At 72.2% G+C, this 22,557-nt stretch carries 20 protein-coding genes; 11 read left to right on the top strand and 9 right to left on the bottom strand.

Going from position 1 to position 22,557, the window contains the following annotated elements:
- Window positions 1-12: 12 nt before the first annotated feature.
- Together AB0424_RS08265 and AB0424_RS08260 are read right to left on the bottom strand one after the other, a co-directional pair.
- Entirely contained in the window at window positions 13-924 is a 912-nt protein-coding gene (locus AB0424_RS08265; protein WP_366303117.1) for an ABC transporter permease, read from the bottom strand.
- Window positions 921-1,895 carry an ABC transporter ATP-binding protein gene (locus AB0424_RS08260; RefSeq protein ID WP_366303385.1) on the bottom strand — a complete coding sequence of 325 codons (975 nt, stop codon included), beginning with the start codon at window positions 1,893-1,895 and terminating at the stop codon, window positions 921-923. Before AB0424_RS08260 ends, AB0424_RS08265 begins: the two co-directional genes overlap by 4 nt.
- A 251-nt stretch (window positions 1,896-2,146) precedes the next feature.
- Here AB0424_RS08260 and AB0424_RS08255 point away from each other — a divergent pair, with 251 nt between their 5' ends.
- The 6 genes from AB0424_RS08255 (at window position 2,147) to AB0424_RS08230 (ending at window position 8,036) form a co-directional block, all read left to right on the top strand.
- Window positions 2,147-2,992, top strand: a complete 846-nt coding sequence (locus AB0424_RS08255) for a M24 family metallopeptidase (protein WP_366303115.1) — start codon at window positions 2,147-2,149, stop codon at window positions 2,990-2,992.
- A complete protein-coding gene (locus tag AB0424_RS08250) occupies window positions 2,992-4,794 on the top strand; it encodes an SDR family oxidoreductase (RefSeq protein ID WP_366303114.1) in 1,803 nt (600 codons plus the stop codon). The genes AB0424_RS08255 and AB0424_RS08250 overlap by 1 nt, the downstream gene beginning before the upstream one ends.
- A gap of 93 nt (window positions 4,795-4,887) precedes the next feature.
- Window positions 4,888-5,817: a MerR family transcriptional regulator gene (locus tag AB0424_RS08245; protein WP_366303113.1), complete on the top strand. Its 930-nt coding sequence runs from the start codon at window positions 4,888-4,890 to the stop codon at window positions 5,815-5,817.
- A 141-nt stretch (window positions 5,818-5,958) separates the two neighbouring features.
- Window positions 5,959-6,516 carry an RNA 2'-phosphotransferase gene (locus tag AB0424_RS08240; protein WP_366303111.1) on the top strand — a complete coding sequence of 186 codons (558 nt, stop codon included), beginning with the start codon at window positions 5,959-5,961 and terminating at the stop codon, window positions 6,514-6,516.
- Window positions 6,517-6,604: 88 nt separating this feature from the next.
- Window positions 6,605-7,057: a hypothetical protein gene (locus AB0424_RS08235; protein ID WP_366303109.1), complete on the top strand. Its 453-nt coding sequence runs from the start codon at window positions 6,605-6,607 to the stop codon at window positions 7,055-7,057.
- 76 nt (window positions 7,058-7,133) lie between these two features.
- Window positions 7,134-8,036, top strand: a complete 903-nt coding sequence (locus AB0424_RS08230) for an LLM class flavin-dependent oxidoreductase (RefSeq protein WP_366303107.1) — start codon at window positions 7,134-7,136, stop codon at window positions 8,034-8,036.
- 30 nt (window positions 8,037-8,066) lie between these two features.
- On the opposite strand, the gene AB0424_RS08225 is transcribed toward AB0424_RS08230, so the two are convergent.
- Window positions 8,067-8,570, bottom strand: coding sequence for a DUF6083 domain-containing protein (locus AB0424_RS08225; protein ID WP_366303105.1), 504 nt, complete (start codon window positions 8,568-8,570; stop codon window positions 8,067-8,069).
- 162 nt (window positions 8,571-8,732) lie between these two features.
- Window positions 8,733-9,254 (bottom strand): MarR family transcriptional regulator, encoded by a 522-nt coding sequence (locus AB0424_RS08220; RefSeq protein WP_366303103.1) that lies wholly within the window; start codon window positions 9,252-9,254, stop codon window positions 8,733-8,735.
- A gap of 156 nt (window positions 9,255-9,410) precedes the next feature.
- On the opposite strand from AB0424_RS08220, the gene AB0424_RS08215 reads away from it, so the two are divergent.
- The 4 genes from AB0424_RS08215 to AB0424_RS08200 all read left to right on the top strand — a co-directional run bounded on the left by AB0424_RS08215 (window position 9,411) and on the right by AB0424_RS08200 (window position 12,579).
- Window positions 9,411-10,049: a hypothetical protein gene (locus AB0424_RS08215; RefSeq protein WP_366303102.1), complete on the top strand. Its 639-nt coding sequence runs from the start codon at window positions 9,411-9,413 to the stop codon at window positions 10,047-10,049.
- A 1-nt stretch (window position 10,050) separates the two neighbouring features.
- Entirely contained in the window at window positions 10,051-10,920 is an 870-nt protein-coding gene (locus tag AB0424_RS08210; RefSeq protein WP_366303101.1) for an SGNH/GDSL hydrolase family protein, read from the top strand.
- Window positions 10,917-11,567, top strand: coding sequence for an NAD(P)H-binding protein (locus AB0424_RS08205; protein WP_366303099.1), 651 nt, complete (start codon window positions 10,917-10,919; stop codon window positions 11,565-11,567). Before AB0424_RS08210 ends, AB0424_RS08205 begins: the two co-directional genes overlap by 4 nt.
- Window positions 11,568-11,697: 130 nt before the next feature.
- Window positions 11,698-12,579, top strand: coding sequence for a Cof-type HAD-IIB family hydrolase (locus AB0424_RS08200; protein WP_366303097.1), 882 nt, complete (start codon window positions 11,698-11,700; stop codon window positions 12,577-12,579).
- 99 nt (window positions 12,580-12,678) lie between these two features.
- On the opposite strand, the gene AB0424_RS08195 is transcribed toward AB0424_RS08200, so the two are convergent.
- From AB0424_RS08195 to AB0424_RS08180, 4 genes are all read right to left on the bottom strand, one after another.
- Complete coding sequence (locus AB0424_RS08195) at window positions 12,679-14,391, bottom strand: GAF domain-containing protein (RefSeq protein ID WP_366303095.1); 1,713 nt, start codon at window positions 14,389-14,391, stop codon at window positions 12,679-12,681.
- Window positions 14,392-14,476: 85 nt separating this feature from the next.
- Complete coding sequence (cydD, locus tag AB0424_RS08190) at window positions 14,477-18,064, bottom strand: thiol reductant ABC exporter subunit CydD (protein WP_366303094.1); 3,588 nt, start codon at window positions 18,062-18,064, stop codon at window positions 14,477-14,479.
- A 15-nt stretch (window positions 18,065-18,079) separates the two neighbouring features.
- Window positions 18,080-19,081, bottom strand: coding sequence for a cytochrome d ubiquinol oxidase subunit II (cydB, locus tag AB0424_RS08185; protein ID WP_366303092.1), 1,002 nt, complete (start codon window positions 19,079-19,081; stop codon window positions 18,080-18,082).
- 18 nt (window positions 19,082-19,099) lie between these two features.
- Entirely contained in the window at window positions 19,100-20,608 is a 1,509-nt protein-coding gene (locus AB0424_RS08180) for a cytochrome ubiquinol oxidase subunit I (RefSeq protein WP_366303091.1), read from the bottom strand.
- A 201-nt stretch (window positions 20,609-20,809) separates the two neighbouring features.
- Here AB0424_RS08180 and AB0424_RS08175 point away from each other — a divergent pair, with 201 nt between their 5' ends.
- Window positions 20,810-21,190 carry a cyclophilin-like fold protein gene (locus tag AB0424_RS08175; protein ID WP_366303089.1) on the top strand — a complete coding sequence of 127 codons (381 nt, stop codon included), beginning with the start codon at window positions 20,810-20,812 and terminating at the stop codon, window positions 21,188-21,190.
- A gap of 15 nt (window positions 21,191-21,205) precedes the next feature.
- Here the strand turns inward: AB0424_RS08175 and hisC are convergent, their stop codons facing one another.
- Window positions 21,206-22,303 carry a histidinol-phosphate transaminase gene (hisC, locus tag AB0424_RS08170; RefSeq protein ID WP_366303087.1) on the bottom strand — a complete coding sequence of 366 codons (1,098 nt, stop codon included), beginning with the start codon at window positions 22,301-22,303 and terminating at the stop codon, window positions 21,206-21,208.
- Window positions 22,304-22,557 lie beyond the last annotated feature (254 nt).

Below are 22,557 nucleotides of genomic sequence, written 5' to 3'. Positions count from 1 at the left end.
ACGGGGAGGCGGTCACAGCCCGACCTTCCGGTAGCGGCGCATCAGGATGCCGTACGAGCCGGCGATCAGCGCGAGGACGACGAGCAGGTAGACCGCGCCGACACCGGCGCCCGGGCCGCCGCCGTCGGGGAACGCCGTGGGCGCGCCCAGGAAGGCGGTCTGCACGCCGTCGATCAGGGTGATCGGCGAGAACAGGCCGAGCCACTCGATGGCGTCCACGTTGTCCGTGGCGTAGGCGATGCCCATCAGCGTGGAGACCGCTCCGTAGGAGATGGTCAGGACGGCGATCACCGCGGCGACGCCGAAGCCGCGGCGCGGGGTGAGGGCCGCCATGACCAGCCCGATGCCGCCGAAGAGGAGCGACAGCAGCGCCACGGAGACCAGGCCCTGGCCGAACATCTTGGTCTGCTCGGCGAAGTCCATCTTGGCGAGCAGCGACCCGACCCAGAGGATCAGCAGCGGGACGGCGGTGAGGACGAAGAGCGCGGAGGCCATCGCCCCGAACTTGGCGAGCACGTAGTCCACGCGCTCGATCGGCCGGCAGAAGTAGAGCGGCACGGTCCTGAACCTGAGGTCGCGGGAGACCGACTGCGGCGCCTGGGCGGCCAGGTAGATGCCGATGACGACCTGGAGGAAGATCGCGTACTGCGTGTACTCGATCGACAGCTTGCTCTGCTTCGTGGCGACCGCGACCGCGACGATGATCAGCGCCGGGACGCACATCACGCCGAAGAGCAGCATCGGCAGCACCTTCGACTTGGCGCTCCGGCCCAGTCCGTACGCACCGCGCAGCGACTGCGAGAACAGCGACCGGCGGGCGTACGCCCGGCCGAGGCGCTGGCCGTCGTAGGACCGGTAGCCGATGTTGTGGATACGGGTCGTGTCGGGAGCGGCCTGGGAGGGCTGCGGGGTCTGGGTGCTCATCGGGCCGGCACCTCCTCGTGCTGCGGGGACGCCTCGGCGGCCTCCGGGCGGAAGACCTCGGCGATGTGGTGGCGGCGCTGCTCCATGCGGACGAGGCCGAGGCCGAGGCCGGCGACGGTGTCGCGCACGAGGTCGTACGTCTCCTCGCCGGCCGCCTCCAGGAGGAGGATGTGGCCGGCGCCGGGCAGGCCGTCCTCCACGCCCGCGTGGATCGTGACGCCCGCCTTGGCGAGGGCCGCGCGGAGCGCCGCAGCGCCGTCGGGGTGGGTGTCGGAGTCGGTGACCTCGACCGCGAGCGTCGTGGTCGTCCGGGTGAAGTCGCTGGTGGAGCTGGAGCGCAGGAGCCGCCCGCCGTCGATGACGACGACGTGGTCGCAGGTGCGCTCCAGCTCGCCGAGGAGGTGCGAGGTGACGAGGACGGAGATGCCGAAGTCGGTCCAGACCCGGCGGATCAGTCCGAGCATCTCGTCGCGGCCGACCGGGTCGAGGCCGTTGGTCGGCTCGTCGAGCAGGACCAGCTTCGGGTCGTGGACGAGGGCCTGGGCGAGCTTCACCCGCTGCTTCATGCCCGTCGAGTAGCCGCCGATGGGGCGGTAGCGCTCCTCGTACAGACCGACGTGGCGCAGGGTGTCGGCGGTCCGCTCGCGGGCCGCGGTCGGGGGCAGCCCGGACATCCGCGCCATGTGGACGACGAACTCGGTGGCCGACACGTCCGGCGGGAGGCAGTCGTGCTCCGGCATGTACCCGACGCGCTCACGGATCTCCGCGCCGGAGGTACGGACGTCGAGTCCGAGGACCTCGGCGCGGCCCTCCGTGGCGGGGGAGAGGCCGAGCAGGATCTTGATCATGGTGGACTTGCCGGCTCCGTTGGCACCCACGAGTCCGGTCACACCGGGCCCGATGTCCAGGGAGAGCCGGTCAAGCGCGGTCACCCGGGGGAACCGCTTGCTGAGGCTTTCGGTCGCGATCACAGTCACGATTCGAAGGTAGTGGCGTGCACCACAGCAGTCGTCAGCCCAACGGCTCGATCCATGTCCGACTACAGGAGTACACGCCGGTGGGGGCGGTCGCGACGAAAGTCTTTCCCTCCGGCCCGTCCGTCCGTGTTTTCCACAGCCTCGCGCCGGACCCCTTGACGCAGCCGCCGAGCATTGTCACATTCATCGGTGTCAAGTTACGGACGCGTAGTGCGATCGGGCGCTCACACGGGACGGCGGGTGGCATGGCCACAGCAGTGACAGGGGAACTCTCCGCGGAGCTGCGGGGGTTCAGGGAAGTCCAGCGGCTCTCCTACGCCTGCGCGGAAGCCGTCGCGGCGCAGCTCAGGCCCGGGGTCACCGAGCGCGAGGCGGCCCGGATGCAGCGGGAGTGGCTGTACGAGCGGGGGGTGCGGGACTGGTTCCACCGGCCGTTCGCCTGGTTCGGGGACCGCACCGCCTTCGTCGACTTCAGGATCCCGCTGCAGTTCTTCCCGACGAACCGGCGGCTGGAGCCGGGGATGCCGTTCATCCTCGACATGGCTCCGGTCTACAAGGGCCACACCGCCGACATCGGGTACAGCGGCTGCCTGGGCCTCAACCCCCTGCACGACAAGCTCCTCGCCGACCTGGAGGACCACCGGGAGCTGATCCTGCGCGAGGTCCGCGAGCGCCGCACGCTGCGCGAGATATACGAGGACGTGGACCGGCTCATGGTCCGCCAGGGATACGCCAACCGGCACCGCGCCTATCCTTTCGGGGTCATCGCCCACAAGATCGACCGAGTGAAGGAGCGCAGCTGGTCGCCGACGCTGTTCGGCTTCGGCACCCAGGCGCTGAAGGGGCTCGCGAGCGACGCCCTGCACGGCCACCGGGACGGCTGGTCGCCGCTCTGGTCGCCGTACAAGTTCTCCGACCACCCTCCCAGGCCCGGCCTGTGGGCGGTCGAGCCGCACCTCGGATTCCGGGGGACGGGCGCGAAGTTCGAGGAGATCCTGGTCGTCACCGACTCGAAGGACCCCGAGCAGAGCGCGTTCTGGCTGGACGACGACCTGCCGCACGTGCGGCGCTGGAACGAGGGAGCGGTCTGATGGCGGTTATCGCCGGACTGAACGCGGCGCGGGAGCGCTGGGTCCGTACGGGCGGGATCGAGCTGTGCGTCGCCGAGCTCGGCGAGCCGGACCGGCCGACCGTCCTGCTCGTGCACGGCTACCCGGACTCCAAGGAGGTCTGGTCGGAGGTCGCGACCCGACTGGCCGAGGAGTTCCACGTGGTGCTGTACGACGTCCGGGGGCACGGCCGGTCGACGGCGCCGGCGCCGCTGCGCGGCGGCTTCACCCTGGAGAAGCTGACGGACGACTTCCTCGCGGTCGCCAACGCCGTCAGCCCGGACCGCCCGGTGCACCTCGTCGGCCACGACTGGGGTTCGGTGCAGTCCTGGGAGTTCGCCACCGTCCCGCGCACCGAGGGCCGGATCGCCTCCTTCACCTCGATGTCGGGGCCGTCCCTCGACCACTTCGGACACTGGATCAAGCGGCGGATGGCCCGCCCCACCCCGCGCCGGGTCGGCCAGCTCCTCGGCCAGGGCGCGAAGTCCTGGTACGTGTACATGCTGCACACGCCCGTGCTGCCCGAGCTCGCCTGGCGCGGTCCCCTCGGCAAGCGCTGGCCCAAGATCCTGGAACGGGTGGAGAAGCTCCCGGCCGGGGACTACCCGACGCCCTCCCTCCCCAGCGACGCGGCGCACGGCGCCTGGCTCTACCGGGACAACGTCCGCGCCCGGCTGGGCCGACCGCGCCCCGACGCGTACGCGCACACGCCCGTGCAGCTGATCACGCCGACCGGTGACTCCTTCCTCTCCGAGCGGCTCTACGACGACCTGGCCGACTGGGTTCCCGACCTGACCCGCCGGACCCTGCCCGCCAAGCACTGGGTGCCGCGCACCCGTCCCGACCAGCTGTCCACCTGGATCTCCGAGTTCGTGCGGGCCAACGAGGAACCGACCGGAAAAGCGCCGAAGCCGGTCGCGGCGACCGCGGCGAAGAGCGCCGTGAAGCCGGAGCACGCGGAGCGGTTCGGCGGTCAGCTCGTCCTGGTGACCGGTGCGGCCAGCGGCATCGGCCGGGCCACCGCCTTCGCCTTCGCGGAGGCCGGCGCCCGGGTCGTGGCCGTGGACCGGGACGGCGAAGGCGCGGTCCGCACCGCCGAGATGGCCCGCCTGATCGGCGCACCGCAGGCATGGGGGGAGACCGTCGACGTCGCCGACGAGGCCGCGATGGAGAAGCTGGCCGCCAAGGTGGCGAGCGAGTACGGGATCGTCGACGTCCTGGTCAACAACGCGGGCATCGGCCTCACCGGCTCCTTCTTCGAGACGACGAGCGAGGAGTGGAAGCGGGTCCTGGACGTCAACCTGTGGGGCGTGATCCACGGGTGCCGGATCTTCGGCGCGCAGATGACGGCGCGCGGCCAGGGCGGGCACATAGTGAACACCGCCTCCGCCGCGGCCTTCCAGCCGTCGCGCGCCCTCCCGGCGTACAGCACGTCGAAGGCGGCGGTGCTGATGCTCAGCGAGTGCCTGCGCGCCGAACTGGCGGGGCAGGGCATCGGGGTGTCCGCGATCTGCCCCGGCATCGTCAACACCAACATCACGGCGACGACGCGGTTCGCCGGGGTCACGGACGGCGCCGAGGAGAAGCGGCGGCAGAAGAAGGCCACCCGGCTCTACGGCCTGCGGAACTACCCTCCGGAGAAGGTCGCGGACGCGATCCTGGGGGCCGTCCTGCACGACCGGGCCGTCGTCCCGGTCACGCCCGAGGCCCGGGGCGCCCGCTTCCTCTCCCGGCTCAGCCCGGGCGCGCTGCGGACCCTGGCCCGCTGGCAGCCGCCCGCGTAGGCGGCGGGGTGCGGGAGGGACGTGCGGTCGTACGATCCCTCCCAGCAAGGCCCCGCGGCGGCGGGGTGCGGGAAGCGGTCGGCGGGAGCGGTTTTGTCCGAGCAGTCAGCACAGCCGGAGTACCGGATCGAGGACCTCGCCCATCACAGCGGGGCCACGGTCCGGACGATCCGCGCCTACCAGGACCGCGGCCTGCTGCCCCGTCCCGAGCGGCGGGGCAGGTCGAACGTGTACGGGGACGCGCACCTCGCGCGGCTCCGGCAGATCGCCGATCTCCTCGACCGGGGCTACACGCTCGCCTCGATCAAGGAGCTCCTGGAGGCGTGGGACACCGGCCGAGGGCTCGGCGGGGTCCTCGGCCTGGTCGCGGAGGTCCACGGACCGTGGACCGACGAGGAGGCCGCCCGAATCTCCCGCGCCGAACTGGACGCCCGCTTCGGTGGGACACCGGACGAGGAGGCGATCCGGGAGGCCGTCGAGCTCGGCGTGCTGGAGCCGCTGCCGGACCGGGGGACCGAGGAGTACCTCGTCCCCAGCCCGCAAGAGCTGGCGGTGGCCGTCGAGTTGTACGCGGCCGGGGTCCCGCTCTCCGCAATCACCGGGCATCTGAGGGAACTTCGCGACCAGGTCGAGCACATCGCCTCGCGCTTCCTGGAGTTCACCACCGAGCACGTCTTCGCCCGCTACCTGGAGCACCGGCCCCCCACGGACTCCGACGCGGCCGAGGCGGCGACGATGGTGCGGCGGCTGCGCCCGCTCGCCCAGCAGACGGTCGACGCCGAACTGGCCAGGGCCATGCAGTTGTTGGCCACCCAGCACCTCCAGCTCCATCTGTCGCCCGAGGCGCCTCCCACGAGGGACGACGAGCCGCGCGCGGTGGCGCTGCCTGCCGCGACGATAAAGGCCGTTCAGGATCTTGTCGGCACCGAGGGGATCGGGACGTTCATCGCCGCGGCCACCGAACGGGAGATCCACAAAAGGACATTGGACTCTCTTACCTCAAACCAGAGGAAATCGACATAACTTGCCCAATTGGATCGGAAAGAAAGGTCAGTTGTCCACAGAATCTTCAACTTGCCTGTGGATAAGCCGCTTTGGCTGTGGATCAAACATGTCCGCTTCAATTCATTGGTCCGGAGATCCGAGCTCCGGCATCCTGGCGACATGACCCCACGACCACGGGACGAACGCCGCACGGTGAAGGTGTCGAAGTACCTCGCCAAGCACCTGCGCCACCAGCCCGAACGCATCGGCCTCGTCCTCGACGAGCACGGCTGGACCGAGATCGACGCGCTGCTCCGGGCCACGGCCGAACACGCCTTCCCCATCACCCGCGACGAGCTCGACCACGTCGTCGCCACCAACGACAAGAAGCGCTTCGCGATCGAGGGCACCCGCATCCGCGCCAGTCAGGGACACACCGTCGAGGTCGACCTGGACCTGCCCGCCGCCGAACCGCCCGCGTACCTCTACCACGGTACGGTCGCCGACCGGCTCCCCGCGATCCGGACGGAAGGGCTGCGCCCCATGGCCCGCCACCATGTGCACCTCTCCCCCGACCGCGAGACCGCGACCCGGGTCGGCGCGCGCCGCGGCCGGCCCGTGGTGCTGAGCGTGGACGCCGGTGCCATGCACCGCGCCGGACACGTCTTCCGCGTCAGCGCGAACGGGGTCTGGCTGGCCGACGCCGTTCCGCCGGAGTTCCTGCGCTTCTCGGAGTGACGGCCGGAAGCGGGCCGGCGAGCGCGGGACCAGGGCCCTTGAGGCCGGCGGCTCCGGCGGCGTGGGGGAACCAGGCATGATCGTTCCCATGGCACACCCGCATCTGCCCAGCACCGAAGCCGCCGTCACCGCGATCCGCGAGATCGCGGAGGAGTTCCGCCTGGAGATGATCGTGACCGACGACATCGGCGCGGATCAGACCTCCCGGCGCACCTCGTCCGGCGCGTTCGCCGTCCTGGACCCGGACGGCTCCCTTCCGCACGAGGCGTACGTCGAGCTGGGCGGATCCCCCTCGCTCACGGTCCGGGTCTTCCCGGAGGACGACGCCACGATCGCCGTGGAAGGCATCGACTTCGCCGATGTGCCCCGGGACGCGGTCCCGGCCTTCCTGCGCTCGGTCCTCGGCGGCCTCGCCCACGTGAAGGGACGGTTCTTCCCTCCCGGCTGGTGGCTGATCGTCCCGCTTCCCGGCGACGAGACGTACAAGGAGCTCGTCCCCGGCGCGCTCCTCACCCCCTGGATGAACAGGAACGTCCGCTGACGGGCCGACGAGCCGAGCGTCACGGACCCCGCCGCCGGGCACGTCGGCCGGTCACGGATCGCCGTAGGCTCGGGGCATGAGCCTGCGCCTGAGCACCGTCATCCTGCCCGTCGACCGCTGGCACGAAGGGGGCAGCCGGAAGTGGCGGCACGCCGAGGAACTCGGCTTCCACGCCGCGTACACCTACGACCACCTGTCCTGGCGGAGCTTCCGCGACGGCCCCTGGTTCGGCGCCCTGCCCACGCTGACCGCGGCGGCGGCGACCACCGAGCGGATCCGCCTCGGCACGCTCGTGACCTCGCCGAACTTCCGCCACCCCGTGACGCTCGCCAAGGAGCTGATCTCCCTGGACGACGTCTCCGGGGGCCGCGTGACGCTCGGCATCGGAGCGGGCGGCAACGGCTTCGACGCCACCGCGCTCGGCCAGGAGCCGTGGACCCCGAAGGAGCGGGCGGACCGGTTCGGCGAGTTCGTGGCTCTGCTCGACCGACTCCTCACCGAGGACGCGGTGACGGAGCGGGGCACGTTCTACTCCGCCGACGAGGCCCGGAACATCCCCGGCTGCGTCCAGAGCCCGCGGCTGCCGTTCGCGGTGGCGGCGACCGGCCCGCGCGGGCTGAGGCTGGCCGCGCGGTACGGGCAGGCGTGGGTGACGACCGGCGACCCGAAGCTGTACGAGGAGGGAACCCCCGAGCAGTCGGTGGCGGCCCTGCGCGGCCAGATCGAGAAGCTGGGCAAGGCGTGCGCCGAGTCCGGGCGGGACGTGGCCGAGCTCGACAAGATCCTGCTGACCGGCTTCACGCCGGACCGGAGCCGCCCGCTGGAGTCCGTGGACGCCTTCGTGGACTTCGCCGGGCGCCACCGCGAGCTCGGCTTCACCGAGATCGTGGTCCACTGGCCCATCCCCGACTCCGACTTCGCCGCCGACCAGGCCGTCTTCGAGCGGATCGCCACCGAAGCCCTGGCGCAGCTGGGCTGACCCCCCGCGCGGTGCCGGGCCCCGGACGGGTCAGGCACCGCGCCGGGCGTGCCCGCGCCACAGCGCGAGGAGAACAGGGGCGTCGACCGGGGCGGGCCGGGCCGGGCAGACGTCGAAATGGCTGATCCGGCAGGTGTCGGACGGTGCCGCGGGCCCGAGGTGGACCGCCGTGCCGTCGCCCGCGATCCGCCACCGCCGGCCCGCCGGAACCCCGCGGGACGCCAGTGCCCCCGGCTCGATCATGACCCAGCGGCCCCGCACCGTGCGGTGCCACTCGGCGCCGGCCCCGCACCCGTCGCAGGTCGTGGTCCTGGGCCTCCGCACATCGGGTACGGCCCTGCCGGAGCGGGCGGCGGACGACACCGCGGCGGTCACTCCGGCCAGCAGCTCCCCCACCAGCACGGGCTCCCGTACGGGATGGACCGATCCGGCCTCCTCGCAGCTCCCGCAGAGAGCCATGCCGAGACTCGCGATCCACCGGCCGTACGGCGCGCCGCATGCCTCGCACTCGTCGGACCACCGGCCCGAGACCATGACCCACCCCCTTGAGACGCCTTCGGCTCCCCCGCCTTCTGGGGGTCTTCCCCGAAGCCGGGGGAACCGAACGGGGGTTTACGGCCACGTCCGCGCACGGACACGCGGCCGAACCGGCGCGCCACGACCCTCCTCGCCGCGGGTCGATGCGGGCGAAGACCCTCAGCGGCGCCCCGGCCGCTTCCCCAGGTTGCGGTAGCCCGGGTGGACGCCCGGGGTGAGGCATTGCTGGTCGGCGATCCGCCCGAGCAGGGCCGTCAGCCGGCCCCGCTCCTCGGGGTCGAGCGCCGTGAACAGGTCGTCCTCGTGCGCGGCGGCCACCTCACGGACCCGCTCGAGGACCCGGCCGCCCTCCTCGGACAGGTACAGCTCGTGGTGGCGACGGTCCTCGGCGCTGCGCCGGCGCTCCACGAACCCCTTCTGCTCCAGGTTGTCGATGAGCGCGACGACCCGGCTCGGCACGACGCCGAGGTCGGCCGCGAGGGAGCGCTGACTGCGTCCGGGATCCATGGCGATCATCCGCAACAGGCCGACGTCCGGGGGCGCGAGGCCCAGTTCGCCGACCCGCTCGCCGAAGCGCGCCGCCGCGTGCGCCCCGAGCTGTGCGAGCAGGAAGGCGCCGAAGCGCGGGGCCGCGGCGGGGGCCGCTCCGGGTTCGTCGGCTGGTTGCCGGTCGGTACTCACGGGGTTATGGTACGAGACAAGAATGATTCTCTCCAGTGAACTATTCTCCTCAGAGAACGGATAGGACTCGTGTCTGCAGAGAGCCGGACCGACCCCCGCCCTCCGACCGCGGCCCCCCGAGAGCGCCGGGAAGCCCAGGGAGGGCCGCCGCCGGGCGTGCTCGCCGTGGTGTTCACGGCGCTGTTCCTGGCCGGGCTCGTCCTCGCCACCGTGCTCGCCGGAGGCACCGCCTTCCCCTCGCCCTTCGGCGAGACCGGCGAGATCGTGGCGTACTTCCGCGCCCACTCCGACGCCGTCCAGGTCGCCGGCGCCCTCCAGTTCGCGGCCGCGATCCCGCTGGCCGTCTACGCCGCCACCGTCTCCGCCCGGCTCCACCGGCTGGGCGTCCGCGCCCCCGGCGCGACCATCGCGCTCGCCGGCGGACTCCTCGCGGCCGGGTTCCTGGCCTGCTGCGGGCTGGTGAGCTGGACCCTCTCCCGTACGGACGTGCTCGAACTCCCTCCGCTCGTAAGGGCGCTGCAGTATCTGGCGTTCGCCACCGGTGGCCCCGGCCACGTCGTCGCGCTCGGGCTGCTCGTCGCCGGCATCGCCGTCCCCGGACTCCTCGCCGGACTGCTGCCCCGCGCGCCGGCCGTCGCCGGACTCGTCCTCGCGACCGTGGCCGAACTCTCCGCCCTCACCCTGCTCCTGGACGGCGCCGCGCTGCTTCTTCCGCTGGCCCGCTTCACCTGCATGGGCTGGCTGATCGCCGCCGGGTTCCTGCTGCCCCGCCGCCGCACCCGCAAGGAGCTCTGACATGCACGCGCACACCGAGAAGCTCGTCCGTTTCCAGCAGCCCGAGAAGACCCTGCGCTACCTGGGGGAGCCGTCCGAGACCCGGCTGGCCGACCTCTTCGGCCTGTCGCCCGACGACTACCGCGCGCTGCTGCGGGACTTCGACGACCAGGCCCGGTCGTCCGCCGCCGAGCTGCTGAAGGATCCCGACTTCGCCGACCGGGCGGACCGGCTGCCCTTCCGCCCCGGGCAGCGGATCGTGGCCCTGGGCGAGAGCACCACCGCCGACCGGCTCTCGTGGTTCTCGATCCTGCGCCACCTCCTCCCGGACGGCGTCGAACTCGTCAACCTCGCCGTCTCGGGCCTCACCACCACCCAGGCCCTCACCCAGCTGTCCCCGCTGTCGTTCCCGCGCCCCGACTGGGTGCTGTGCATGCTCGGCGCGAACGACACCCAGCGGATCGGCGCCGGCGCGGGGGCGCCGGGCACGCGGCTGGTCAGCGAGGCCGAGACCGCGCGCAACCTCCGTGCCCTCCGGGACCTCGGCGGCCGGACGCTCCCCGACCCGACCCGCTGGATCTGGCTCACCCCGAGCTCCCTGGACCAGGAGCGGGCCGACGCCTACCCGCACTTCCGCCGCGCCGGGATCGGCTGGTCGGACGTGGACATCGACGGGGTCGCCGCACTCCTCCTCGAACAGCCGGAACGCACCGTCGACACCCGTCGGGTCACCGCCGGCCTGCACCTCGACGACGGGATCCACCTCACGCTCGCCGGTCAGCGGGCCGTCACCGCGGCCCTCGTCGACTCCCTGGCGGGCCCGGAACCGGGGCAGTCCACCGAGGCGGCGACGGCTTCGCCGGAAGCGGGCTCAGGAAGGAGGACGGCATGAGACTCCTGCTCTTCGGCGCCACCGGCGGCACGGGAGCGCGCCTCCTCGACCAGGCCGTCGGCGCCGGACACCAGGTGACCGCCGTCGTCCGCGACCCCGCGCGGGTGCCGGTGACGGACCCCGGAGCGCGGCTGACCGTCGTACCCGGGAACGTCCTGGAGCCGGAGGGCTGGCGGGATGCCGTGGCGGGGCACGACGCGGTCGTCTCCTGTCTCGGCAGCACCGACCGCAGACACCCCACGACGGTCTACTCGCAGGGGACCGGCAACATCGTCGAGGCCATGCGGGACGCCGGCGTCGGACGGCTGCTCTGCCTCTCCTCGGCCGGCCTGGAGGTCACCCCCGCCGTGCCGCCGGCGCAACGCCTGGTCACCCGGTACGTGATCCAGCGGCTCTACCGCCACGGGTACGCCGACATGGCCCGGATGGAGACCCTCCTGGCCTCGGCGTCCGCCGGGGACACGGCCTGGACGGTGGTCCGGCCCCCGATGCTCACCGACGGCCCGCTGACCGGCCGCTACCGCACGGCGGAGAACGGCCGTCTGGAACGCCCCAAGTCCCTGTCCCGCGCCGATCTCGCGCACTACCTGCTCGTCGGGATCGGCGACACGCGCACCCACCGGGCCGTCGTGGAGGTCGCGTACTGAGCCGTGACGGCCCACGGGAAGCGCGCGAAAGGCCGCAGAGAGGCAGAAAGGAGCCCGAGAGGACAGAACCAGGCCACTCATATGTGCGGCTCCCCGCACGCACGTGCGTCCGGTGCGGAAGAATGGTGCGGTGACCTCTCCCCGATCCCCGCGCACCTCCGCCCCGGCGCCCCGGCTGATCGCCACCGACCTGGACGGCACGCTGCTGCGCGACGACAAGTCCGTATCCGAGCGCACGGTCGCCGCACTCGCCGCGGCCGAGCAGGCCGGAATCGAGGTCTTCTTCGTCACCGGCCGCCCGGCCCGCTGGATGGACGTCGTCAGCGACCACGTCCACGGTCACGGCCAGGCGATCTGCGCCAACGGCGCCGCCGTCGTCGACCTCCACGCGGGAAACACCTTCCTGGAGGTGCGCCCCCTGGAGCGGCCGGTCGCCCTCGACGTCGTCAGTGCCCTGCGCGCCGCCGCGCCGGGCACCTCCTTCGCCGTCGAGCTCACCACCGGCATCCACTACGAGCCGCTGTACCCACCGTTCTTCCTCGACCCCGGCGCGACCGTCGCCACGGCCGAGAAGCTCCTGTTCGAGGAGGCGCCGGGAGCGGCGGCCCCCGTCCTCAAGCTGCTCGCCCAGCACCCCGAGCTCGACCCCGACGTGTTCCTCGCGGTGGCGAGGGAGGCCGCCGGCGACCGGGCGTCGATCACCCGGTCCAGCCCCACCGCGCTCATCGAGATCAGCGGCCTGGGCGTCTCCAAGGCATCCACCCTCGCGCGGTGCTGCGCCGAGCGCGGCATCACGGCGGACGAGGTCGTCGCCTTCGGCGACATGCCCAACGACATCGAGATGCTGAGCTGGGCCGGCCGCTCGTACGCGATGGGCAACGCCCACCCCGACGTGATCGCCGCCGCCTCCGGCCGAACGGTCGGCAACAACGAGGACGGCGTGGCGGTCGTCATCGAGCAGCTCGTCGCCGAGGCGCTGAGCGCGGCGGGCGGGACGGCCGCACAGGGCTGAGGAGGCACGGCGCACCGGTCGTCCCGGGCCGAGGCGGCGCGGCGGACCGGCCGTACGGCGGCCGAGGAGGCGCGGCGGACGGCCGTCCGCCGCAGCGCGCTACAGCGGTGCCTCCCACACCACCGTGGTCCCGCCGCCGTCCTCGCCGAGTCCCGGCCCGCACCAGCTCGCCCCGCCCAGGGCCTCGGCCCGCCGGGCCAGATTGCGCAGGCCGCTGCGGCGGCCGCCGGCCGGGATGCCGATGCCGTCGTCGGCGACCGAGAGCCGGACCCCCGCGACACCGTCGGGGAGCGTGGCGGTGGCGTCGACGACGACCTCGATGCGGTCCGCCTCCGCGTGCCGGAAGGCATTGGAGAGCGCCTCGCGCAGGGCGGCGATGAGGTTCTTGCCCGTGAGCTCGCCGACCGTCGAGTCGATCGCGCCGAGGAAACGGTGGGCGGGCTTGAAGCCGAGCGGCACGGCCGCCATGTTGATCTCCCGCAGAACGCGGGTGCGCAGCCCTGACGGGGCCTCGGCGGGACCCTGCTGCAGCGCGAAGATCGCCGTACGGATCTCCTGGATGGTCACGTCCAGCTCGTCCACGGCCTTGCCCACGCCGTCGCGCACGGCCGGCACGATCGACCTGCGCTGCGCGCTCTCCAGCATCATGCCGGTGGCGAAGAGCCGCTGGATGACGAGATCGTGCAGGTCACGGGCGATCCTGTCGCGGTCCTCGTAGACGGCGAGACGCTCCCGGTCCCGCTGCGCCTCGGCCATCATCAGCGCCAGCGCGGCCTGCGAGGCGAACTGGGTGGCGAGGGTCCGCTCCGCCTCGGTGAACGGGCGGGCGCCCCGGGTGCGGGGCATGGCGAGCGCGCCGAGCACCCGCCCCCCGCTCTGCAGCGGCAGCATCATGCTCGGCCCGTAGGCGGAGGTCAGCCGACTGATCATGCGCGGGTCGGTGGAGGCGTCGTTGACGAAGACGGCCTCGCCGTCCAGGAGCTCCTTCACCACGGCGCTCTCCGGCGGGATCACCACCCCGAGGGACCTGGTCGGCCGGGGCGACGACACGGCGACGATCTCCAGGCCGCCCTCCTCGGCGGGCAGGAGCACGATGCCGGCGTCCGCGTCGGCGAGACGGCGGGCCTGTTCGGCGACGACCGCCAGGGCGTCGTCCGCGTCGCCACCGGAGAGCAGTGCCGTGGTGACGGCGACCGAGCCGTCGATCCACCGTTCGCGCTGCCGGGCCGCCTCGTACAGGCGGGCGTTGCCGATGGCGATGCCCGCCTCGGTGGCGAGCACCCGGACCATGTGGACGTCGTAGTCGTTGAAGTCGCCGCCGCCGCGCTTCTCGGCGAGGTAGAGATTGCCGAAGATCTCGCCCTGGACCCTGATGGGGACGCCGAGGAAGCTCCGCATCGGCGGGTGCCCCGGCGGGAACCCGGCCGCGCGCGGATCGGTGGAGAGATCGGCGAGGTGGATGGTCTGCGGATCGCGGATCAGCGCGCCGAGCAGACCCGCGTGCCCGTCGGGGCGCCGGCCGATCCGGCGGGCGGTGGCCTCGTCGACGCCGAAGGTGACGAAGTCCGACAGGCCGTCGCCCTCGTCGTCGACCACGCCGATCGCGGCGTAGCGGGCGTCGGCGAGCTCGGCGGCCGTCTCGCAGATGCGGTCGAGGGTGGAGTGGAGTTCCAGCCCGGTGCCGACCGAACGCATGGCCTCGAGGAGCTGCGGCACCCGGGCGGTGAGCTCCGTGGACAGCCCCTGGAGACTGCGGGTGGCCTGGGTGGCTGCTTCCAGGGGGTCCGGTGCGTCGGACTCGGCGGCGGTCATGGGCTTGAGCCTAGTTAGTCCGATTTGGCGAGAAAAGTCGGCGGGTCATCGGCGTCGGCGAACCGACCGCCCCCGCCCGGGCCGCCTACAGCGCGTCTCCCGTCCCCCGCGCCCCCACGGCCAGCAGGTCGGTGGCGCGCTCCTGCTCCAGCATCCGGCGCAGGGGGCCGTCCGTGGCGGCGAGTTCCTCGTACGGGCCCCGCTGCACGGTCCGGCCCTCGTCGAGGACGACGACCTCGTCGACGGCGTCGAGACCGTGCAGCCGGTGGGTGATGAGGACCGTCGTCCGTCCCTCGGTGGCCCGCAGCAGGTCGTCGGTGAGGGCGTCGGCGGTGGCCAGGTCGAGGTGCTCGGCCGGCTCGTCGAGGACGAGGACGGGGAAGTCGGCCAGGAGGGCCCGGGCCAGCGCGAGGCGCTGGCGCTGACCGCCGGAGATCCGGGAGCCGTGCTCTCCCACGAGGGTGTCGAGTCCGTCGGGCAGTCCGTCGACCCAGTCGAGCAGCCGGGCGCGGCGCAGGGCCTCGCGCAGCTCCTCGTCGCTCGCGCCGGTGCGGGCGAGCCTGAGGTTCTCGCGGACGGAGCTGTCGAAGATGTGGGCGTCCTGGGCACAGAGCCCGACGAGGCGGCGGACCGCGTCGCCGTCGAGCTCCCAGGCGGGCGCTCCGCCGAGCCGGTACATGCCGTACTCGACGTCGAGGAAGCGCAGCAGCACCTGGGCGAGCGTGGTCTTGCCGGAGCCGGAGGCACCGACGACGGCGACCCGCCGCCCGGCCTCCAGGGTGAGCCGGAAGTCGGTGAGCGCCGGCCGATCCTGCCCGGCGTACCGGGCCGAGAGGCCGTCCAGCTCCAGCGGGAACGGCCCGGCCGGGGGAGTGGCGGGCCGGGCCGGCTCGTGTACGGGCGCGGGGGCGTCGAGCACCTCGAAGACGCGCTCGGCACTGTGCTTGACGCGCTGGCGGTACTGCACGGCGAGCGGCAGCCCGGTGACGGCCTCGAAGGCGGCGAGCGGCGTCAGGACGACCACGGCGAGGGCCACCCCGTCGAGCCGCCCGTCCCGCACGCCCTGGACTCCGACGAGCGCCGCGGCCACGACCGTGAGGCCGCAGACCACGGCGGAGAGCCCGGCGCCGAGCGCGGTGGCCGCGGCCTGCCGGGAGGCGATGCCGGTGAGGGTGCGGTCGGCGTCGCGGGTGCGGTCGATCCGGCCCCGCAGCGCGCCGGCCACCGTGAGCTCGGCGCAGCCGCGCAGCAGATCGGCCACGGTCGTCGCCAGGGTGCCGCGGGCGGGGGAGAGCCGGCGTTCGGCCCGGCGGGCGAGGGCTCCGCCGGCCGCCGGCACGGCGACGCCCGCGACGAGCAGGCCCACGGCGAGGACGGCGCCCGCCTCGGGCAGCAGCCAGGCGGTGAACCCCGCGGAGGCCGCGCCCACGACGAGCGCCGCGCCGACCGGGAGCAGCCAGCGCAGCCAGTAGTCCTGGAGCGCGTCGACGTCGTGGACGAGCCGGGCGAGGAGGTCTCCGCGCCGTGCGCGGCGCAGTCCGGCCGGGGCGATCCGCTCCAGCCGTCGGTAGACGGAGACCCGCAGCTCGGCGAGCATCCGGAGCACGGCGTCGTGCGAGACGAGCCGCTCGGCGTACCGGAAGACGGCCCGGCCGATGCCGAAGGCGCGCGTGGCGGTGACGGCGACCATCAGATAGAGCACGGGGGGCTGTTCGGAGGCGCGGGAGATGAGCCAGCCGGAGACGGCCATGAGCCCGACGGCGGATCCGAGGGCGAGGCTGCCGAGCAGCAGGGCGAGCGCCATGCGCCCCCTCAGCTCCCCCGCCATGCCCCGGACCCGCGCGAGCACCGGGCGACGGGCGGACGGCGTCTCGTCCACCGCACCGGCCGCGGGCATCGCGTCCACCGTGTCGGCGCCGGGCCGCCCGTTCACCGCACCGGACCCGGTCACCGCCTCCGCAGCCGGATGGGTGGGGCCCGCCTGGACGGCGGTCCCGCCGTCCGTCGCGTCGGCATCCGCACCACCGGTGGCGCCGCCCACGGCGCCCACCGTCACCACCCGGTCCGCGACCGCGAGCAGCGCCGGCCGGTGCACGACGAGGAGCACGGTCCGTCCCGCCGCGAGCCGGCGGACCGCGTCCACCACCCCGGCCTCCGTCTCACCGTCCAGCGCGGCCGTCGGCTCGTCGAGCAGCAGCAGGGGGCGGTCCGCCAGGAACGCACGGGCGAGCGCGAGGCGTTGCCGCTGGCCCGCCGAGAGTCCGGTGCCGTCCTCGCCGAGGACGGTGTCGATCCCCTGCTGAAGCCCCGCGACGAACCCGTCCGCGCCGGCGTCCCGCAGGGCCTGGCGCACTGCGGCGTCGGAGGCGTCCGGGCGGGCCAGCCGCACGTTCTCGGCGACCGTCCCCGCGAACAGGTAGGGGCGCTGGGGGACCCAGGCGATCCGTGACCGCCAGGACTCCAGGTCGAGCGAGCCGAGGTCCTCGCCGCCGACCCGTACGGACCCGCCCTCCTCGGGTGCCGCGAACCCCAGCACGACGTCGAGCAGCGTGGACTTCCCGGCGCCGCTCGGGCCGACCAGGGCCACCGTCTCGCCCGGCTCGACCGTCAGCGTCGTCGCGTCCAGCGAGGGTTCGGCACGCCCCTCGTGGCGTACCGTCACGCGGTCGAGCTCCAGTCGCAGGGAGGCCGGCACCGGCGCCGTGCCGCCGTCGCGCAGCGGCTGCTCCAGGACGTCGAAGATCTCCTCGGCCGCAGCGAGCCCCTCCGCCGCCGCGTGGAACTGTGCTCCGACCTGCCGGAGCGGGAGGTACGCCTCGGGGGCCAGGATCAGGATGACGAGCCCGGTGGAGAGGTCGAGGTCGCCGTGGACCAGCCGCATGCCGATGCTCACGGCGACGAGCGCGACCGACAGGGTCGCGAGGAGCTCCAGGGCGAAGGAGGAGAGGAAGGCGATCCGCAGGGTCCGCATGGTCGCCTGGCGGTACTCCGAGGTGATCGCCCGGATCGACTCCGCCTGCGCCTTCGCCCGGCCGAAGATCTTGAGGGTGGGGAGGCCGGCCACCACGTCCAGGAAGTGCCCGGAGAGCCGCGAGAGCAGCTTCCACTGCCGGTCCATCCGGGCCTGGGTGTACCAGCCGATGAGGATCATGAAGAGCGGAATCAGCGGCAGGGTGACGACGATGATCGCCGCCGAGACCCAGTCCTCGGTGACGATCCGGGCCAGTACCGCCACCGGCACGACCACCGCGAGCCCCAGCTGCGGCAGATAGCGGGCGAAGTAGTCGTCGAGCGCGTCCACGCCCCGCGTCGCGAGCGCGATCAGCGAGCCCGTCCTCTGACCGCTCAGCCACCCCGGGCCGAGCGCGGCGGCACGGCCGAGGAGCCGTCCGCGGAGTTCGGACTTGACCGCCGCGCTCGCCCGGTGGGCGGCGAGCTCGGTCAGCCAGGAGACGAGCCCCCGCGCCACCGCGACGCCCGCGAGCAGCAGCAGCGGGGTGGTCAGATCGGAAACCGACTGGGCCTTCTGGAAGGCCCCCACCACGATCTCGGCGATGAGCATCGCCTGGGCGACGACCAGCGCCGCCCCGACGAGGCCGAGGACGACCACCGCGATCAGGAAGAGGCGGGTGGCCCGGGCGTACCGGAGCAGGCGCGGATCGATCGGTTTCACGTGAAACATGCCCCTCTAGTGAGCGTCGGCGAGGTGCTGCGTACCGATGCGCTTGCGGAACACCCAGTAGGTCCAGCTCTGGTAGAGCAGCACCAGCGGGGTCGCGATCGCCGCGCACCAGGTCATGATCTTGAGCGTGTACGGGCTCGACGACGCGTTCGTCACGGTAAGGCTCCACTCGGGGTTGAGCGAAGACGGCATGACGTTCGGGAAGAGCGCGAGGAAGAGCATCGCCACGGCGGCCGCGATCGTCACGCCCGAGAGCGCGAACGACCAGCCTTCGCGACCCGCCTTGATCGCTCCGATCGCGCCCACCAGCGCCACCACCGCGACCAGCATCGCCGCGAGGCTCCAGCCGTCACCCGTGTCGACCTGGGTCCAGATCAGGAACCCCAGCGCCGCCACCGCGGTCACCAGGCCGAGCTTGAGCGCGAGCGCCCTGGCCCGGCCCCGGATGTCCCCCACCGTCTTCAGCGCGACGAAGACCGCGCCGTGGAAGGTGAAGAGGGTGAGCGTGACCAGACCGCCCAGCAGCGCGTACGGGTTGAGCAGGTCCCAGAAGGTGCCGACGTACTCCATCTCCGCGTCGATCTTCACACCTCGGACGATGTTGCCGAAGGCCACGCCCCAGAGGATCGCGGGGATCAGGGAGGTCCAGAAGATGGCCTGCTCCCAGTTGCGCTGCCAGCTCTCCTCGGGCCGCTTCACCCGGTACTCGAAGGCGACGCCCCGGATGATCAGGCAGACCAGGATGATCAGCAGCGGCAGGTAGAAGCCGGAGAACAGCGTCGCGTACCACTCGGGGAAGGCGGCGAAGGTGGCACCGCCGGCGGTGAGCAACCACACCTCGTTGCCGTCCCAGACGGGTCCGATGGTGTTGATGAGGACCCGCTTCTCGGGCCGGTCCCGAGCCAGCAGCCTGGTCAGGATGCCGACCCCGAAGTCGAAGCCTTCGAGGAAGAAGTAGCCGATCCAGAGGACCGCGATGAGTACGAACCAGACGTCGTGGAGTTCCATGCCTCGATCTCCTGAGCCTCAGTACGAGAAGGCCATGGGGCGGTCGGGGTCACGAGAGTCCCCGCCGATCCTGGTGGGCGGGTTGAGGTCGTCCTCGGTCAGCTCCGGCGGGCCCGCCTTGACGTACTTCACGAGGAGCTTGACCTCGATCACGGCGAGGACGGCGTAGAGCGTGGTGAAGACGATCATCGAGGTGAGCACCTCGCCCTGGGAGACACCGGGGGAGACCGCGTCCCGGGTGCGCAGCACGCCGTAGACGACCCAGGGCTGCCGGCCCATCTCGGTGAAGATCCAGCCCCAGGAGTTGGCGATGAGCGGGAACGCCATGGTCCACAGGGCGAGGACCCAGTACCACTTCCCCAGTCGGGGGCTGAGCGCCTTGCGCTTGAACAGGACCAGGTTCGGCACCTCGTCCTCACCGGTCCTCAGGCCCGGCGCGAGCATGAACTTCTTCCGGGTCAGCCAGAGACCGAGCATGCCGAGGCTCAGCGAGGCCATGCCGAAGCCGATCATCCAGCGGAAGCCCCAGTAGGCGACCGGGATGTTGGGCCGGTAGTCGCCGGGCCCGTACTTCTCCTGCTCGGCCTTGTTCACGTCGTTGATGCCGGGGACGTACGAGCTGAAGTCGTCGTTCGCGAGGAAGGACAGCAGGCCGGGGATCTCTATGGCCACCGTGTTGTGGCCCTTCTCGACGTCGCCGTAGGCGAAGACCGAGAAGGGGGCCGGCGCCTCGCCGTCCCAGAGCGCCTCGGCGGCGGCCATCTTCATGGGCTGCTGCTTGAACATGACCTTGCCGAGCAGGTCACCGCTGATGGCGGTGCCGAGGCCGGCGATGATCAGGGTGATCAGGCCGAGCCGCAGCGAGGTGCGCATCACCGGGATGTGCTTCTTCCGCGCCAGGTGGAAGGCGGAGATGCCGACCATGAACGCGCCGCCGACCAGGAAGGCCGCCGTGATGGTGTGGAAGAACTGGGTGACGGCCGTGTTCTGGGTGAGCACCAGCCAGAAGTCGGTGAGCTCCGCCCGGCCGCGCTCCGCGTTGATGCGGTAGCCCACGGGGTGCTGCATCCAGGAGTTGGCCGCCAGGATGAAGTACGCCGAGAGGATGGTGCCGATCGACACCATCCAGATGCAGGCGAGGTGGATCTTCTTCGGCAGCTTGTCCCAGCCGAAGATCCACAGGCCGATGAAGGTCGACTCGAAGAAGAAGGCGATGAGCGCCTCGAAGGCGAGCGGGGCGCCGAAGATGTCGCCGACGAAGCGCGAGTAGTCGGACCAGTTCATGCCGAACTGGAACTCCTGCACGATGCCGGTGACGACACCCATGGCGATGTTGATCAGGAAGAGCTTGCCCCAGAACTTCGTCGCCCGGAGGTACTTCTCGTTCTCGGTCCGCACCCACGCGGTCTGCAGACCGGCGGTGAGGGCGGCGAGGGAGATCGTCAGGGGGACGAAGAGGAAGTGGTAGACGGTGGTGATGCCGAACTGCCAGCGCGCCAGAGTCTCCGGCGCTAGAGCGAGGTCCACGTCTTCTCCTTACATCGCCGTGGTCACATCGGCAGTTTGCCCGGGTCATACCGTTCATTACGGGATCAACCGGGACACGCTTGTGAACGCGTTCACATTCACAAGCATTATTACTCATACGAAATCCGTACCTTCAGCCGGGGGCCCTTCTACCGAAGGTCACCTCTTCCCAGGACCTTCAACATATTGTTGAATCCCGGCATGACCCTTCGGATACGCATCGTCTGGCCGGCCGGACACACCACGGCCACCCTTGAGGAGACCCCCACGAGCAGCGCGCTCGCGGGGGCCCTCCCGCTCTCCTCCACCGCCCGGACCTGGGGCGAGGAGGTCTACTTCGACACACCGGTCTCCGCCGCCGTCGAGGGCGGAGCACGCCAGGTCGTCGACCCCGGCACCGTGGCCTTCTGGACCGAGGGCGACGCCCTCGCCCTCCCCTACGGCCCCACCCCGATCTCGCGGGGCGACGAGTGCCGGCTCGCGAGCCCGTGCAACCTGCTGGGCTCGCTCGACGGCGATCCGCGGATCCTGGCCACCGTCAGGGACGGCGACCCGATCCGCGTGGAACGCGTCGCGGACTGATCCGCTCCGCCCGGCTCAGCCCTCCTTGCGGAAGCCCTCCGCCACCTTCAGGAACAGGTCGTTCGCCTCGGTCTCACCGATCGTGACGCGCACGCCCTCGCCCGCGAACGGCCGCACCACCACACCGTGCCGCTCGCACTCCGCCGCGAAGTCCACCGTGCGCTCGCCGAGCCGCAGCCAGACGAAGTTCGCCTGGGTGTCCGCGACGGTCCAGCCCTGGGCCACGAGCCCGCCACGGACCCGCTCGCGCTCGGCCACCAGCGAGCCGACCCGCCCGAGCAGTTCGTCCTCGGCCCGCAGCGAGGCCACCGCCGCGTCCTGCGCGAGCTGGCTCACGCCGAACGGCACCGCCGTCTTGCGCAGCGCGGCCGCCACCGGCTCGTGCGCGACCGCGAAGCCCACGCGCAGCCCCGCCAGGCCGTACGCCTTCGAGAAGGTGCGCAGCACGGCGACGTTCGGACGGTCGCGGTAGAGCTCGATGCCGTCCGGGATGTCGGCGTCGCGGACGAACTCCCGGTACGCCTCGTCGATCACGACCAGGATGTCGGACGGCACGCGGTCGAGGAAGCGCTCCAGCTCCTCCCGGCGGACGGCGGTGCCCGTGGGGTTGTTCGGGTTGCAGACGAAGATCAGCCGCGTGCGGTCGGTGATCGCCTCCGCCATCGCGTCGAGGTCGTGCACCTCGCCGTCGGTCAGCGGCACCTGCACCGAGGTGGCCCCGCTGATCTGCGTGATGATCGGGTACGCCTCGAAGGAGCGCCAGGCGTAGATCACCTCGTCGCCGGGGCCGGAGGTGGCCTGGAGGAGCGACTGCGCGACGCCCACGGAGCCGGTGCCGGTGGCCAGGTGCGAGACGGGCACGCCGAAGCGGTCGGCCAGCTCCTGCATCAGACCCGTGCAGGCCATGTCCGGGTAGCGGTTGAAGTTCGCGGCGGCCGCCAGCGTGCTCTCCATGACCCCCGGCAGCGGCGGGTAGGGGTTCTCGTTGGAGGACAGCTTGAAGGCCACCGGACCGCCCGCGGCGGCCGGCTTGCCCGGCTTGTAGGTGGGGACGCCGTCCAGCTCGGCGCGCAGCTTCGGGCTGCCCGTACTCGTCCCGCTGGTCTCGCTCACTGTGTGGCCTCCTCGACCGTCCGTACCGCCAATACTCCTCACCTTAAGAGGATTCGCGCCCGCTGCGAATGGGCTGTGGACAACAGGAGGGACACGCTGTGGAAACGTCCCGACGAGGGGGGAGCGCGCGGCAGGGTGGCGTGCGCCGGTGGCGGGCGCCGTGGCGCGCATCCCCCGTAGAGGTGAGTTGAGACCTCTTCGAGACCTCGCCCCCTCACCAGGCGTACGCCGTTCAACAACCACAGGTCTCATGG

The organism is Streptomyces sp. NPDC051180, assembly GCF_040689545.1.
Classification (GTDB): domain Bacteria; phylum Actinomycetota; class Actinomycetes; order Streptomycetales; family Streptomycetaceae; genus Streptomyces.
Note: the sequence above shows the minus strand (reverse complement) of the source record. Positions and strands in the feature narration are given on the sequence as shown.

Bases quoted from the DNA above. Each gene is read 5' to 3' on its own strand.
- AB0424_RS08265 (WP_366303117.1), bottom strand. From the start codon at position 924: ATGAGCACCCAGACCCCGCAGCCCTCCCAGGCCGCTCCCGACACGACC.
- AB0424_RS08255 (WP_366303115.1), top strand. From the start codon at position 2,147: ATGGCCACAGCAGTGACAGGGGAACTCTCCGCGGAGCTGCGGGGGTTC.
- AB0424_RS08250 (WP_366303114.1), top strand. From the start codon at position 2,992: ATGGCGGTTATCGCCGGACTGAACGCGGCGCGGGAGCGCTGGGTCCGT.
- AB0424_RS08240 (WP_366303111.1), top strand. From the start codon at position 5,959: ATGACCCCACGACCACGGGACGAACGCCGCACGGTGAAGGTGTCGAAG.
- AB0424_RS08235 (WP_366303109.1), top strand. From the start codon at position 6,605: ATGGCACACCCGCATCTGCCCAGCACCGAAGCCGCCGTCACCGCGATC.
- AB0424_RS08230 (WP_366303107.1), top strand. From the start codon at position 7,134: ATGAGCCTGCGCCTGAGCACCGTCATCCTGCCCGTCGACCGCTGGCAC.
- AB0424_RS08225 (WP_366303105.1), bottom strand. From the start codon at position 8,570: ATGGTCTCGGGCCGGTGGTCCGACGAGTGCGAGGCATGCGGCGCGCCG.
- AB0424_RS08210 (WP_366303101.1), top strand. From the start codon at position 10,051: ATGCACGCGCACACCGAGAAGCTCGTCCGTTTCCAGCAGCCCGAGAAG.
- AB0424_RS08205 (WP_366303099.1), top strand. From the start codon at position 10,917: ATGAGACTCCTGCTCTTCGGCGCCACCGGCGGCACGGGAGCGCGCCTC.
- AB0424_RS08195 (WP_366303095.1), bottom strand. From the start codon at position 14,391: ATGACCGCCGCCGAGTCCGACGCACCGGACCCCCTGGAAGCAGCCACC.
- cydB (WP_366303092.1), bottom strand. From the start codon at position 19,081: ATGGAACTCCACGACGTCTGGTTCGTACTCATCGCGGTCCTCTGGATC.
- AB0424_RS08175 (WP_366303089.1), top strand. From the start codon at position 20,810: ATGACCCTTCGGATACGCATCGTCTGGCCGGCCGGACACACCACGGCC.